Origin of the sequence: Lysinibacillus sp. NPDC097195 (genome assembly GCF_044762075.1) — a bacterium.
In the GTDB taxonomy this organism is placed as follows: Bacteria; Bacillota; Bacilli; order Bacillales_A; family Planococcaceae; genus Lysinibacillus.
The window spans coordinates 249,271-263,243 of sequence record NZ_JBIWDP010000003.1; the positions used below are offsets into that span (position 1 = coordinate 249,271).

General features: G+C 35.7%; 13 protein-coding genes and 1 other RNA gene. 6 read left to right on the plus strand and 8 right to left on the minus strand.

Annotated elements, in window-relative coordinates:
- Positions 1-87: 87 nt before the first annotated feature.
- The 4 genes from ACIQXI_RS16425 to ACIQXI_RS16440 form a co-directional block, all read right to left on the minus strand.
- Complete coding sequence (locus ACIQXI_RS16425; RefSeq protein WP_402927025.1) at positions 88-1,086, minus strand: TAXI family TRAP transporter solute-binding subunit; 999 nt, start codon at positions 1,084-1,086, stop codon at positions 88-90.
- Positions 1,087-1,462: 376 nt separating this feature from the next.
- A complete protein-coding gene (locus ACIQXI_RS16430) occupies positions 1,463-2,020 on the minus strand; it encodes a superoxide dismutase family protein (protein ID WP_402927028.1) in 558 nt (185 codons plus the stop codon).
- Positions 2,021-2,346: 326 nt separating this feature from the next.
- Complete coding sequence (locus ACIQXI_RS16435; protein WP_402927030.1) at positions 2,347-2,901, minus strand: superoxide dismutase family protein; 555 nt, start codon at positions 2,899-2,901, stop codon at positions 2,347-2,349.
- Positions 2,902-3,028: 127 nt separating this feature from the next.
- Positions 3,029-3,817: a 3D domain-containing protein gene (locus tag ACIQXI_RS16440; RefSeq protein ID WP_402927033.1), complete on the minus strand. Its 789-nt coding sequence runs from the start codon at positions 3,815-3,817 to the stop codon at positions 3,029-3,031.
- A gap of 492 nt (positions 3,818-4,309) precedes the next feature.
- Here ACIQXI_RS16440 and ACIQXI_RS16445 point away from each other — a divergent pair, with 492 nt between their 5' ends.
- Entirely contained in the window at positions 4,310-5,443 is a 1,134-nt protein-coding gene (locus tag ACIQXI_RS16445) for a response regulator (RefSeq protein WP_402927035.1), read from the plus strand.
- Positions 5,444-5,605: 162 nt separating this feature from the next.
- Here the strand turns inward: ACIQXI_RS16445 and ACIQXI_RS16450 are convergent, their stop codons facing one another.
- Positions 5,606-6,625: a GGDEF domain-containing protein gene (locus tag ACIQXI_RS16450; protein WP_402927038.1), complete on the minus strand. Its 1,020-nt coding sequence runs from the start codon at positions 6,623-6,625 to the stop codon at positions 5,606-5,608.
- 270 nt (positions 6,626-6,895) lie between these two features.
- Here ACIQXI_RS16450 and ACIQXI_RS16455 point away from each other — a divergent pair, with 270 nt between their 5' ends.
- Positions 6,896-9,919 carry an ATP-binding protein gene (locus tag ACIQXI_RS16455; protein WP_402927041.1) on the plus strand — a complete coding sequence of 1,008 codons (3,024 nt, stop codon included), beginning with the start codon at positions 6,896-6,898 and terminating at the stop codon, positions 9,917-9,919.
- Positions 9,920-10,050: 131 nt separating this feature from the next.
- Here ACIQXI_RS16455 and ACIQXI_RS16460 read toward each other — a convergent pair whose 3' ends face one another.
- The gene (locus ACIQXI_RS16460; RefSeq protein WP_402927043.1) at positions 10,051-10,491 is read right to left on the minus strand and encodes a hypothetical protein; all 441 of its coding nucleotides are present in this window, start codon (positions 10,489-10,491) and stop codon (positions 10,051-10,053) included.
- Between the two features lie 172 nt (positions 10,492-10,663).
- Between ACIQXI_RS16460 and ACIQXI_RS16465 the strand changes: the two genes are divergently transcribed.
- Both ACIQXI_RS16465 and ACIQXI_RS16470 read left to right on the plus strand, forming a co-directional pair.
- Complete coding sequence (locus ACIQXI_RS16465; RefSeq protein WP_402927045.1) at positions 10,664-11,305, plus strand: YfbR-like 5'-deoxynucleotidase; 642 nt, start codon at positions 10,664-10,666, stop codon at positions 11,303-11,305.
- Positions 11,306-11,400: 95 nt separating this feature from the next.
- Positions 11,401-11,907, plus strand: a complete 507-nt coding sequence (locus ACIQXI_RS16470) for a zf-HC2 domain-containing protein (protein ID WP_402927048.1) — start codon at positions 11,401-11,403, stop codon at positions 11,905-11,907.
- A 49-nt stretch (positions 11,908-11,956) separates the two neighbouring features.
- Here ACIQXI_RS16470 and ACIQXI_RS16475 read toward each other — a convergent pair whose 3' ends face one another.
- Entirely contained in the window at positions 11,957-12,295 is a 339-nt protein-coding gene (locus ACIQXI_RS16475; protein ID WP_402927051.1) for a zinc ribbon domain-containing protein YjdM, read from the minus strand.
- Between the two features lie 243 nt (positions 12,296-12,538).
- On the opposite strand from ACIQXI_RS16475, the gene ssrS reads away from it, so the two are divergent.
- Positions 12,539-12,731: non-coding RNA, 6S RNA (gene ssrS / locus ACIQXI_RS16480), on the plus strand.
- Between the two features lie 160 nt (positions 12,732-12,891).
- Here the strand turns inward: ssrS and ACIQXI_RS16485 are convergent.
- Positions 12,892-13,152: a hypothetical protein gene (locus ACIQXI_RS16485; protein WP_402927054.1), complete on the minus strand. Its 261-nt coding sequence runs from the start codon at positions 13,150-13,152 to the stop codon at positions 12,892-12,894.
- Between the two features lie 144 nt (positions 13,153-13,296).
- Here ACIQXI_RS16485 and ACIQXI_RS16490 point away from each other — a divergent pair, with 144 nt between their 5' ends.
- Complete coding sequence (locus tag ACIQXI_RS16490; RefSeq protein WP_402927057.1) at positions 13,297-13,968, plus strand: HAD hydrolase-like protein; 672 nt, start codon at positions 13,297-13,299, stop codon at positions 13,966-13,968.
- The last annotated feature ends 5 nt before the right edge of the window (positions 13,969-13,973 follow it).

Genomic DNA, 13,973 nt, shown 5'->3' on the forward strand with positions numbered 1-13,973 from the left:
GCCCCAATTGTATGTGTAAGAAAGTATCCATTCTCTTATCAATGTCCAGAAAATCACATCACTGATCAAACAATTCAAACAGGCAAGTTACTTTTGAGCTTGTTCATCAAAGTACTTTTGAGCACCAGGGTGAATATCAATGCTGATACCATCTAAAGCTGTTTTAGCATTAATTAATTTTCCTTTGGCGTGTGAAATCTTATCTGTGTTGTCATAAATAGCCTTTGTCATTTGGTAAACAATATCTTCCGAAAGATCCTTATTTACTGCTAACATCGCAAGAACAGAAACGGTCTCCGTATCTTTTGCAATACCGTAAGTACCAGCTGGTACTGTATCTTTTGCATAGTAAGGATATTTGGCAATAAGCTCATCTGCTTTACCCGCATCTACACCGATAATATTGACTTTAGTTGTAGCATTTAACGCCTCTACAGCACCTGTTGGTGTACCAGCGGTAATAAATGCAGCATCAATTTGACCTGATTGTAAACCATCAGCCGATTCACCAAAGTCAAGATTTTGCGCTTTAATGTCATCCATTGTTAAACCATGAATTTCAAGTAATTGTTCCGCATTGGCATAAGTACCAGAACCCGGAGCGCCTACAGAAACTTTTTTTCCTTTTAAATCAGCATATGTTTTAATACCAGAAGCTTCAGTCGTCACTAATTGAACCGTCTCAGGGTATAGTGCGCCTAATGCAGCAATCGTATCGATTTTTTTACCTTCAAACATTAATTTTCCTTCAGTTGCGTAATAAGCAATATCCGTTTGCACAAACGCAATATCACCTTTACCATCTTGCAATGCAGTCATGTTAGCCGCAGATGCTTGTGAAACTTCAGCAGTCGTTTTAATGCCTGTTTCTTTTGAAATGAAATCAGCAAATGTTCCACCTAATGCATAGTAAGTCCCCTGTGTTCCACCTGTTAATAAACTTATAAAATCTGGCTTCTTAGAGCTTGCTGTATCACCATTTCCTGAATCCTTCGACCCTGTACTACTATCCGTCCCACATGCAGCTAAAATTAATAATGCAATGGCACTTAGTAGCATCAATAAACTAAAATGTTTTTTCTTCATAGTAACCTTCCCCCTTTGGTTATAATTAAGAATCAATTTAAAATTATCAAACTTAGTATAATTATGTCAACACATTAATAGTAAATTCAGATAATTATATTTATACAGAATGTCCAACACCTCAATAAACCCCTTTCAGTAAAACATCTCCTTTACCCTTTAATTTTCTCTACTAAACTTTTAAATTCTTATTTTCTGAAATTATATTAATATAAATAATGTATACATTTTGTATAAAAGTCTACTAACTTGTATTTATTACATTAAAAAACGGTAGGGAGCTATACAGCACCTACAATCTTGTTTATCCGCGAAAATCCATTGAAAAAAAAAGATAAGCTCCACCATAAAGTTATGGTGGGCTTACCCGTCTTCATTATTGAATGACACCACAAGCAATTCTTGTACCCGAATTGCCAGCAGGATCTGTTTTGTAGTCATCAGCTGATTCATGAATTACTAATGCTGTACCTTCTCCATTTAGTAGTGAATTTCCAGCATTTTTTTGTAGTGTAACACCTTCAGCTAAGAAAGTTAAATCGACTGTGCCATCTTCCCCAATTTCTAAATTAGGTAAATCACCTAAGTGATAGCCCTTCGGATTTAAAGTGCCGTGCTCTTTGTTTGTCGGGTTAAAATGAGAACCCGCTGATTCAAACGTTGGCGCTTCACACTTACCAACAGCATGGATATGAGTTCCATGATTTCCTGCTGGTAATCCACTTAAAGCTAATGTCACTTTGACTCCGTTGTCCTCTTCCTCGAAATAAGCATTACCATAACTTTCATTATTAGCGCCAATGACTTTAGCAGTTGCTGTTAAGGACGCATTAGCATTAGAGTTAACGGCTACTTTTTCCTCTTTCTTATTAAAAAGGTTGCATCCTCCGACAAATACAGTCAAAGAAATAAGTAATATTGATATTTTTTTCATGTTATTACCTCCTCTATTTCTGATGTTGCCCATCTCTGCCAATACTTATGCAACGGAAAATTGGGTTTTCTCATCACAATAATAAAAGGTCATATCAAGATTTCTAGAATCACCTGTTAAACCATTCGAATCGCTGATTGAACCTTAAAAATCACCGGTAAAACTTCTCGAACCGCCGAGAAATCCCTAGAAATCGCTGATAGAATCTTTATAAGTACGGTTTTTTCTAAATGGGGATTAACATACTAAAAGGCAGTAAGAGAGAACTCTTACTGCCTTTTGTCTATAATATAAGACGATACTTATTAAGTTATAGCCCTTTTCTATTATGATTGAATGACACCACAGGCAATTCTTCCACCGGATTCACCAGTCGGATCTGTAGTGTAGTCATCTTCGTTTTCGTGAATGACAATGGAAGTGCCTTCTCCATCCATCATAGAATGTTCAGCATCTTTTTGTAACGTCAAACCTTCTGCAAAGACAGTCATTGTTGCAGTGCCATCCTCTTTGACCTCTAAATTCGGTAAATCACCTAAATGATGACCATGCGGGTTATCCTTGCCATGCTCTTTCAGCGTTGGATTGAAATGTCCGCCAGCAGTACCGAAATCCGGTCCTTCACACTTGCCAACCTCGTGTATATGCATACCATGTTTGCCAGGAGGTAAATTACTTACCTCTACCGTTACTTTTACACCATTAGCCTCTTCTTCAAAACGCGCTTCCCCTATATCTTCATTATTAGAACTAATTACTTTTGCGCTAGCTGTCAATGGAGTATCTGATTGGACACTTTCTTTTTCAGCATTCTCCTTCGAACCAGCACAACCTACCAAAAATACAGCCAAAGAAATAACCAATAAAGTTGTCAATTTCATTAAATTACCTCCTTTTTTTATAATTTTATCATCTGTCCGAATAATTGCGCAACTGATAACTGGGTATTTATACTTATAGAAAAAAATAGGAATTTCCCATAATAATACTGAGAAATCCCTACTGTTATTAATTTAAAATTTTCACTGTAACTGTTCTAACTCCCCAATTACGGGCTTGTCCATCAGAAGGGATAAAGACATCGATTTTATTCCCCTTTATGGCACCACCAGTATCTGCTGCAATTGCTTCTCCATAACCTTCTACCCATACTTTTGTACCGAGCGGGATAACCCGAGGATCAACGGCAATTACTTTTAAATTTGGATTGGAGCGTATGTCTGTACCATTTGCTGTAATACCCGAACATCCTTCACAATAAGCAGTATAAGCTGTTGCTCGCATCGTATAAGTTTGACCATCTTTGTTAGTTGGCGCACTCACGGCTTTGGTAACTGGTTTTGTTGTAGTTTTCTTAGCAGCGCTTGCAATACTTTTTGTCGGTTTAGGTTTTGCTGCAGATGCTTTCACAGCTAAAGTTTCACCGACAAAAATTAAATCAGACGAGAGGTTATTCCATTCTTGTAAATCATCGACTTTCACATTATAGGCTTTAGCAAGGCTGTATAATGTATCGCCCGCTTCAATACGGTGAGTAGTATCTTCCTTATCTTCCTTATCTTCCTTTTCTTCCTTTAGAATTCTCTCTACACCTAGCAACTGCTCCGACTCAACCCAAATGGAATCAATTTCATCTAACTGTTGAAACTCAGCTAAACTTAAATTATAAATATACGGGATCCCCCAAAGTTTGCCACCCAGTTCACCAGCATTTACCCCCTTAGCAGAAGTAGTACTCCCGAACATTCCTACGCCAAGAGTCAATGCCACAGCAAGTGCTATCGCTTTTTTCTTCATAATAAGTAATACCTCCAATTGTTTTAAATTTCTACAATCTGTTGCTAGCACACTAGAGAATTAGGCTCTTAAATATGCACGCAATATTGTAGAATGTAGCTAAATATCACAGGACATCGGACCTGATATTACAAATTATTACTATTTATCCGGTAATTTATACAATTTCACTTATTTTTTTAGTAGCACAAACAATTTATTGGGAAAAAACAGCTCCAATCACTATTATCTATTTGCATATTTTATATAATGGAAATACAGTCTTATTAACCGATAAGATAGAAAAGGAGATGTTTTTTAAGCACGAATTTATAGAGGGTTTTAACATATAGCGCTACAAATTATCTGGATGTGGAGATAAAAAAAGACCATAATCAAATATGGCGCTTTACATTCTAAAAGTACTCACCACTTTTATAAATGGTAAATAAAGTTAAAATAATGGTAAAATATGTTGCGTTGTATATTAATTTGAAAGTTGGTGTTCCTATTGTGATTCGAGTCATTATAGTAGACGATGAACCATTAGCTCTTTTAAACATGGAAAAACAGTTAGCACAATTTGATTCAATAGAAGTTGTTAAAGCTTTTTCTAAGATTCAAGATTTGCTCGATCAAGCACCGACATTAGATTTCCACGTAGCCTTTTTGGATGTAGAAATGCCTGGTATGAACGGATTGGAAATTGCTCAACTGTTAAAGCAGTGGAAAAAGAATGTCAGTATTGTATTTGTTACAGCCTACCGAGATTATGCAATTGAGGCATTTGAAATTAATTCTCTCGACTATTTACTAAAGCCCATTTCTAAAGCCCGACTTGAAACCACGATTAACAGAATACACGAACTTCTTCAACTAGAGCTAACAACGCCTGCACAAAATCTGCTAAATGAACCATCACCATCTCTAAGTATCCGTTGCTTAGGTGGCTTCACTGTCTTATATAACGAAACTGTCGTGCATTGGCGAACTGTTAAAACAAAAGAGTTATTTGCCTTCTTACTAGCCAATCTTTACACGCATATTCCAAGAGACACGATTATTGATGCTTTATGGGCAGAAACGGATTATAAAAAGGCAAGGGTGCAACTACATACAACAGTTTCCTATCTACGAACAACGCTATCTGCTTTAGGATATTTAAACGTATTACAATATGCTAACGGGTGTTATATTTTACGATTGGATAATTTTCACTGTGACGTATTGGAATTAGAACAGCTAATTAAAACTAAAGAGGAAGTTGGTGAGCTCGCTATAGATGAAGCGGAAGTCTTTATTCAAAATTATCAAGGTGAGTACATGGCAACCTTAGATTACGCTTGGATTCATAGTAAAACCAATTTCATTCACAACCAACTAACACTTTTGCTCAGTTATTTAGTGGAGCATTATACAATAACAAATAATTTTAAAAAACGGGAGCAGACCTTACTTTTGATGATTGAGTATAATCCTTATTCTGATAAAATAATCCAACAACTTATACAACATTATGTAGATGAAGATAATCGTGCAAATGCAGTAAAAGCATACAAAGCATTTAAAAAAAATTTATTTACAGACCTCGGGATTCTTCCTAACCAAGAAACGTTAGAGTTATATGCTACAATTGCGCATGATTAAATAATCAGCACGAAATAAATGCAAAAAAGTGTTAGATTGACCGCCACCAATCCAACACTTTTTGCATTGTTATTGTCTATTACGGTGGTGCTTTCCACTCAGCACAGTAAGCACATCCCGACTTACACACCGACTGTCCACGTCTTCTAGCTTTTTTCTCGTTTAATTAACCACGAGGGAAGCATCAACTACCCGTATACAATTTCTACCCGACTGTTTTGCCTCATATAATGCTTGGTCAGCAATTGCAATTAATTGATTGGGGTCACTAATATAGGATGTAAAAACAGTAATACCTGCTGACAAAGTTACCGGACGCCCACTTGGATTTTCTGCAAATGCTTGTTTAAGCCGCAATTCTTCAGCTACTTTAATAGCGTCATCTATGGCGGTATGCGGTAAAACAACTAAAAATTCTTCTCCCCCATATCTAAAGCAACTCCCCTGCCGCTGTACAATTTCTTCCATCTGGATGGCAAAGGCTTTTAAAACTTCATCACCGACCGTATGACCATATGTATCGTTCACTATTTTAAAATCATCTAAATCGATTAATAGTATGGCATGTGGCACTTTTTCTGCAATTAATTTATTCAATACTTGATCCATACTTCGCCGATTAGGAATACCGGTTAAGGAATCTAATTTTAATTGGTCAGTTAATTCTTCAATTTTACTTTGTGAATCGCAGATTGATGTTAGCAGAACATTTTTTAAGTTACTCGCTTCTGCATACCAAACATCCACCGATTTTAAATTGCTAACCCCATAGGCCTCTTGTCCACTTTTAGTCATTTCCCGCAGTGGGCGGGTAATTTTTAAAGCAAACCACCATACTACTATGAAAACGATTACAAGCATGACTAACAAAGGAAATAATATTTTTTTTAAGAACACTTTTATCGAAAGAATATCTTCCTGATTTACAGCTTTTTTAAAGTCTCCGTCCGCCACCATTTCTTTCTCACTGTTTTTCATTATCCCTTTTACCCCTTGGACATTATGTTCAGCTATTTCTGAAACTTTCCCCATATACTCTTCCTGCATAATAAGTTTAGGTTGGATAAGCATGTCATTAAAACTTTGATAACTAAACCAAATGCTGATACTAGATGTAACGAGTACAGTAAGCATCACCATACTAACAATGACAAACGATAATTTAAAATTGAATTTCCCCACAACAGATCATTTCTCCCATTGAGATTGATATTTTGCTAAAGCTATATAGTGTTTCCATTCCATTACTAAAAGTTTTTATTTTAACATCATACGTCATACCTCTTAAAAAATACTTAACAACTAATCGTTTTAACCTGTTTTTTCAAAAAAATATTACGTAAAAAGAACTAAATTTTATCATTTTCTTAATATAAAGTTTTCTTTTCCTAAAATGCATGGCATGGTAAAACAATGCAATATATTACGATTTATAGGAGGTTCAATGAAGCGTTGAAAAAAACTTTTGCCAGACATTTACTCATTATAGCTTTCATTTTTATCGTCCTTACAATCTTCCGCATACTTTGGCTAGCATATTTTACACCATCACAGGAGCAACCAACTGCACAGGCAGGTATTTTAGATATGCGCAATCAGTCATTATCAGAGGATATCATTTTTCAAATGAATGGCGAATGGATTTATTATCCTGAAGTTTTAGTAGATACAACTAACTCCAATCTTCTAGAACAAATGATTAGAACCATCCCTATGAAAGATGCATCAGCTACGACTCAACAAGTCGGCACTTATCGTTTAAAAATTTTATTAAATACTAATGACAATCGTTCAGATCACCGTTATGCAATCCAAGTTCCTGCTATCGCAACTGCTTCAGCCCTGTATATTAATGGGAAACTTGTAGGTCAGTCAGGCGTTGTGTCTACAAATGCCAGTGAGCATCAGGGACAGGCGGCCCCATACACTGTCTATTTTACGGAAGAGCAGCCTGTGATTGACGTTATATTACATGTATCCAATTTTGATACACCATCTAATGCAGTTATTACTAAACGACTTTCTTTTAGCTCAGCGCCAGCTATGATGCACCATCAACTTATTACACAATTATCACTTGTATTTATTGCAATGTTACTCATTTTATTTGCATTATTTAGTATCCTTGTCTTCCTCTTTATTTACCGAAAAAAAATCGTATTGCTGTTTACTGTCGGTTTTCTTTTACCGTTAGCTGATGAACTCATTACATATGATCGATCCATACTTAATTGGTTACATCTAGATTATGCATGGTCAGTAAAACTATCTAATATTGTTTACCTCGGTGCTTCCTTTTTCTTTGTGCAATTTATGCGCACCTTGTTAGAGAAATATCAACAAGTAAAATATTTTAAATGGTTCTCCATGCTATATGGCATTGCAACATTGCTTATCTTACTATTGCCTATTGGTTGGCTATACACCGTTAATCTGCTGTTTTATTTACTCTATATCGTGTCATTTTTATCTGTCGTTGCACTTGCCTTAAAGGAGTACATAGGAAATCAAGAAAGTTCAGCTTTTATTGCCTTCACAGCTATCGGTACAACCAATGGCATCATTTGGGGCTTAATTAAAATGTATTTCGTCATAGATATTCCTTTCTATCCGTTCGATTATTTAATGATTGCCTTAGGTTTTTCAGGTTATTGGTTTCAACGCTTTTATGAAAATAAACAACAAATTGATCTACTTGTTGCTCAATTACAAAAAGATGTGGATATGAAGGATGAATTTTTATTAAGCAATGCACAGAAATTATGGGACCCTATGAATAAAATGATTACGTTGGGACAAACAATTTATGATAATAAAAACAATCATTTTGATACAGAAGACAAACAGAATTTAAAATATTTAATTGATATTGGACGAAGCATGTCCTTCACGCTAAATGATATTTTGGATTATACCCGCTTAAAAGATGGCAATTTACATCTTCATAAAAAAACTGTTAGTATTCAAGCCGTTGTCTCAGGAGTTTTCGATATGCTGCGTTTTATCGCAACAGGCAAACAAATCCAAATGACTTCTACTATCGCAAGAAGCTTCCCTTATGTACTAGCAGATGAAAAACGGCTTATACAAATTTTATTTAATCTTTTACACAGCTCAATTAAGTATACGAATGCTGGTCAGATAGAAATTAGCGCAACTATAGAAAAAAATATGGCTCTTATCCATATTAGAGATATAAGTTCTGGTATGGATAAAAACGATATGAAGTGTTTAGATCAGCAATTTTCTTTTGCACAAGGGCTGGAAGATAATGATGGCGTTCACCTTAGTTTATTAATTTCTAAGCAATTAATTGATTTACACGGTGGGGCATTGCAAATCAACGCAAGTCCAAATAATGTCCTCGATTTATTTTTTACTTTGCCGATTGCTGAAGATATGAAGGTTGAGGAGCAGGATAATACACCACAAGAGAATGTATTTTTATCAACGAGTGCTGTAAACTTTGAATCCGTACCTTCAGAAAAAAAGTTTAAAATTTTAATGGTTGATGATGATCCTGCTAATTTAACAATGATGCGAAGTTTATTTACCACAACAGAATATGATATTACTGCACTGACAAGTAGCGAAAAAGTAATGGAATTATTGCCTTCGCAAAGATGGGATTTAATTATTATGGATGCCATGCTACCGTATATTTCTGGATATGCCTTGATTGAAAATATTCGCGCGCACTACTCCTTACTAGAGCTACCAATATTATTATTAACAGCTCGTAGCAATCCTGAAGATGTCTATACTGGATTTGCACTTGGAGCGAATGATTATGTTACGAAACCTATCAATTCCTTGGAACTGAAAGTACGTTGTCGCGCTTTAATTGACTTAAAATATAGCATTCATCAGAGACTACATTTAGAAACAGCATGGCTTCAGGCTCAAATACAGCCTCACTTTTTATATAATACGCTGAATACCATTGCATCACTTAGTACAATTGATCCGAATCGCATGATTGACTTAATGCACCATTTCGGCAAGTATTTACACGCCAGTTTTGATGTGAAAAACTTGCAACGAGTGATACCGCTTCACGATGAGCTTGAGCTCGTCCGTTCGTATCTTTATATTGAACAGCAACGTTTTGGAGATTTATTGCAAATAGTTTGGGACATTGATGAAAACATCAATATTGAAATTCCACCTATTACAATTCAGACTTTAGTAGAAAATGCACTACGGCATGGTGTATTAAAACAAAAAGAAGGAGGCACGGTTTGCATTCGCGTTAAAGAGCTTTCACAATATGTAGCCATAAGTGTTATTGACGACGGTATCGGGATAGACGCTAGTACATTAGACGGCTTGCTATCCGAAACAAATACCTCTAGTCCAGGCATCGGCTTACGTAATACAGATTTACGCTTAAAAAGAATCTATGGACAAAGGTTACAAATCACAAGCACACCGAACAAAGGAACAACCATCACCTTCCACATCCCCAAAAAGTGACAGGCACGCAAACAATTATGAAAATTAAGAAAAAATCCACATGTTCTCCTGCAGCTTACGTTAGGCTCGCGGAGACATAGTGGATTTTTTTATGGTGCCAGGCACTCACACAATTTTATACAATTTGCTAATCACCAAAGTACTGGCTTTGCTACCATTAGCCATAGCATTATTAGCAATAACACAATATACATCCATGCCTTGCGATGCAATAACGCGGCAAATTGTTGCTGATTGTAAGCAGGCGTATTAAATGTTCGAATGGTCGGCTTAAATGCTCTTGCCAAAAAGACAATGGATCCCGCCATCACTAAAAATGTTAGCACTACCCAAGACGTTGTCCACGGATATCCCCCACGCCACATTAACAAAATACCTGACGCAACTAAAACATGCCCAGCATGTTTTACAATTGTAATGGCCCCTTGAAATACGTGGATGTAGGCTGGCATTTCCACATGTGAAGCTGTCCGCATTTTTTTGACGATTGCTAAAACAACAAACAAAGGCCCAATCGAAAGAACCGCACTTAAAATATGTATATATAGAAGAAGTGTATAAATCGATATCATATTGCATACTCTCCCTTTAATAAGTCTTACTAATTATAGCATTCCCCTTTACATTCTCTTATACTAATTGTGAATCCTTTGTAAACGCAGCGTCAATCATTGTAAAATTGTTTGAAATCTACACAAAGAGGGTATCTATTATAGTAACATGCACTTATAGACACAAATAGGAGTGATTATTATAGGAATTCATCATTTTTTTACAAGTCTTAATGATTTAGAACGCATTATTCGTGCACCAGGCCGCTTCAAATTTGAAGAACATAATGTAGCTGCCCATTCTTGGAAGGTCTCTCAATATGCGATGTTTTTTGCTACACTGGAAGAAATGAACGGTGCTACAGTGAATTGGAAATCGTTATATGAAAAAACTATTAACCACGATTTTGCAGAAGTATTTATTGGAGATATTAAAACGCCTGTAAAACACGCTAGCCCTGAGCTTAAACAGATGCTTGCACATGTGGAAGAAAAAATGATGGAAAAATTCATTATGAACGAAATCCCTAAAGAGTTCCAAGATATCTTTTTCGACCGCATGAAAGAAGGCAAAGATGCAACAATTGAAGGACGTTTACTTGAGTTTGCTGACAAACTAGATCAGTTTTATGAAGCATTTGCGGAATTAAAACGAGGCAATACCGATATGGAATTTGTCTACATGTATCAATCGGCATTGTCAAAACTTTTATTGATTCCCCTACCAGCAACTGTAAACTATTTCAAAACTGAAATATTAAAGGATGCGGTTAAGGAGAAAACGCATATTGATATTCAAGCGCTAACAAATGAAGTATTAAACACAAAAAAATAACGTGCATGTACAAGTTTTCCGGTGAATTGATCGACGGAAGGCTTTTTTTATTTTCTGAAAAAAGTCGTATAATAGAAGTGATAGGAGGGAAAATTTTGTCACATGAATGTTCCGTTGTAGAAGATTTACTACCCTTATATAAAACGAATGGCCTCCAAGCCGACACGACTGATTTTATTGAGCAACATTTAGCTAACTGCAAGCATTGTCAGCAACTAGCCGCATCGAAGCTATCATCTAATCACAACTTATCGATGAAAAGCACCTTAACATTTTTCCATTTGGTTTTCATCGTGCTATCTTTTATGTTTGCCCTGAACTCGTCACTACTTGGCAATCACAAAAGCTTTGTCGCGTTATATGCCCTGTTTGGTTGCCTTACTTATTTATTTTATAAAAACATTTGGATTGTCTTTGCAATAAGCTCTATTCCCGTTTTCGTTTGGGCCATTATAAATAATTTTAGCAATCCGCTTTATATTAAAAACTTCTCTTTAATAGAAATTAGCTCACTTATAGCGGGCGCTAGCTATATAGCTCTTTTACATACAATTTTCGCCCTACTCGGCTCCGCTTTCGCCATTATTTTACGTAGGTTTTAAATGATAAAAGCATCTCTCGTTAGAAAGATGCTCGTTTATCATTGCTTGCTTACGCTTTTTTCACAAACTCTGATTTTAATTTCATCGCCCCGAAACCATCAATTTTACAATCAATATTGTGGTCCCCTTCAACAAGACGAATACTTTTTACCTTTGTGCCAATTTTTAAAGTTGAAGAGCTTCCCTTCACTTTTAAATCTTTAATAATGGTTACCGCATCACCATCTGCTAGCAAGTTACCGTGAGCATCTTTTACAATCAGTGCATCTGAATCCTGCTCTGTTGCATTAGTGCTCCATTCATGTGCACATTCTGGGCATACAAAGTTTGCGCCATCCTCATATGTGTATTCAGAATTACATTTCGGACAATTTGGATATGCTGACATTTCCGCTTCCTCCCTTTACATTTCGATAGATAAATGATTACGCTCCTATCTTTACATACTTACTATCATTTCGCAAAGGTTGTTCGCATTTTCCGTTCGTATTTGTGAAAAATATATGAAGCACCGCTATATAATCCAAGCATTTACTATCCATTATTTTCACGTTTAAGAGCACGTGCCCATTGACTTTTTTTCATAAACCCTCTTACTTGCATCTTTGTTTAGCATGCATTATTATATCCTTAAAGGCTGCATTGTTCGTATAATATTAAGTTTTAACCTTTAAGCTGTAAAAGGGAGTTTTATTATTGGAGTTGGAATGACGGGCCTCACACTAAGGTGCATGAGGATAAGCAGGAAAACTTCTGCGAACACCCACTTTGAGGAGTGGTGGTTTAAAACTTTCTATAATAAATACGGCATACGCGGCTTTTATATTTACTATTAGAGCCTCAGGGCTTCAAAGCGACTCACCCTTCTTTATTGGAGGGTGAGTTTTTTTGTACTAAAAGCCAAATACCTTATGAAATCACCCTTTTTTCATCAGTATCCATCAAGTAAATTCCTGTATCCGACTGAATAACAAATTGTTTTTTTCAAGATTGACCATCCTCATTTATCCAACACTTTGCAATACTTTCAATATAAGAGAAGTTCGAGTTGGATAATTGACGTAGTACTTTTTCCCATTTCTCACCGAAATTACTTTTTACATAAGAATCCTTTGGTATTTCCCTTAAAAGCTCCGCATCGTATTGAAAATAACAAGTTTGCTTTTGTTCTTCGCAATAACTCGCAAAATATAATACATCTTTTGTTGGTATAAGCGCATGACCACTCGAATGTAATTTTTTCATTAGATTATATTCATTCCTCTCAAAAATTTAACTTTGTGCCACTACAGGCACTTTTCTCTTCTCAAAAACCCGCCCTAAAAATGGAACAATAATACAATTTATTTCGTTATTTAACGTAACACACTCCAAAGGGGATGATAATAAATGAACTCAGCTATTATTTTCGATATGGACGGTACATTATATCAGACAAACTTAATTTTAGAGCCTGCACTAGAAGCAACTTTTGAACAACTACGTAAAAACGGACTATGGACAGGCACTACACCTATTGAAAAATATCGTCAAATAATGGGTGTACCTTTACCTGTTGTATGGGAAACTTTATGTCCAGAACACAGTATTGAAATTCGCCAAGAAAGCAATAGCTTATTCCAATTGGCACTGATTGAACAAATTTCATCATGTAATGGAGCTTTATATAATGAAGTAGAAAATACTCTAGCAAAGCTTTCGAAACATTACCCTCTGTTCATTGCAAGTAATGGGCAAACCGAGTATTTACAAGCAATCGCAGATACTTATCAGTTAACAAAATGGATTAAAGGTATTTACAGTATCGATTTAATTGCGTCAGGGAATAAATCTGAGTTAGTAGCTACCGTTTTAAAAGAAAATAATATTAACCATGGCTTTGTAGTTGGGGATCGCTCTTCAGATATTCAAGCGGCATTAGATAATGATTTGATTTCAATTGGTGTTCGTTTTGACTTCTCTCAAGAATCTGAATTAGAAAAAGCTCATTATACAGTTAATCATTTTGATGAAATAGACAAAATCATTGAGCATGAATTAAATACTACTGCTTTCGATTAAGGAAA

Bases quoted from the DNA above. Each gene is read 5' to 3' on its own strand.
- ACIQXI_RS16425 (WP_402927025.1), bottom strand. From the start codon at position 1,086: ATGAAGAAAAAACATTTTAGTTTATTGATGCTACTAAGTGCCATTGCA.
- ACIQXI_RS16430 (WP_402927028.1), bottom strand. From the start codon at position 2,020: ATGAAAAAAATATCAATATTACTTATTTCTTTGACTGTATTTGTCGGA.
- ACIQXI_RS16435 (WP_402927030.1), bottom strand. From the start codon at position 2,901: ATGAAATTGACAACTTTATTGGTTATTTCTTTGGCTGTATTTTTGGTA.
- ACIQXI_RS16440 (WP_402927033.1), bottom strand. From the start codon at position 3,817: ATGAAGAAAAAAGCGATAGCACTTGCTGTGGCATTGACTCTTGGCGTA.
- ACIQXI_RS16460 (WP_402927043.1), bottom strand. From the start codon at position 10,491: ATGATATCGATTTATACACTTCTTCTATATATACATATTTTAAGTGCG.
- ACIQXI_RS16475 (WP_402927051.1), bottom strand. From the start codon at position 12,295: ATGTCAGCATATCCAAATTGTCCGAAATGTAATTCTGAATACACATAT.
- ACIQXI_RS16485 (WP_402927054.1), bottom strand. From the start codon at position 13,152: ATGAAAAAATTACATTCGAGTGGTCATGCGCTTATACCAACAAAAGAT.
- ACIQXI_RS16490 (WP_402927057.1), top strand. From the start codon at position 13,297: ATGAACTCAGCTATTATTTTCGATATGGACGGTACATTATATCAGACA.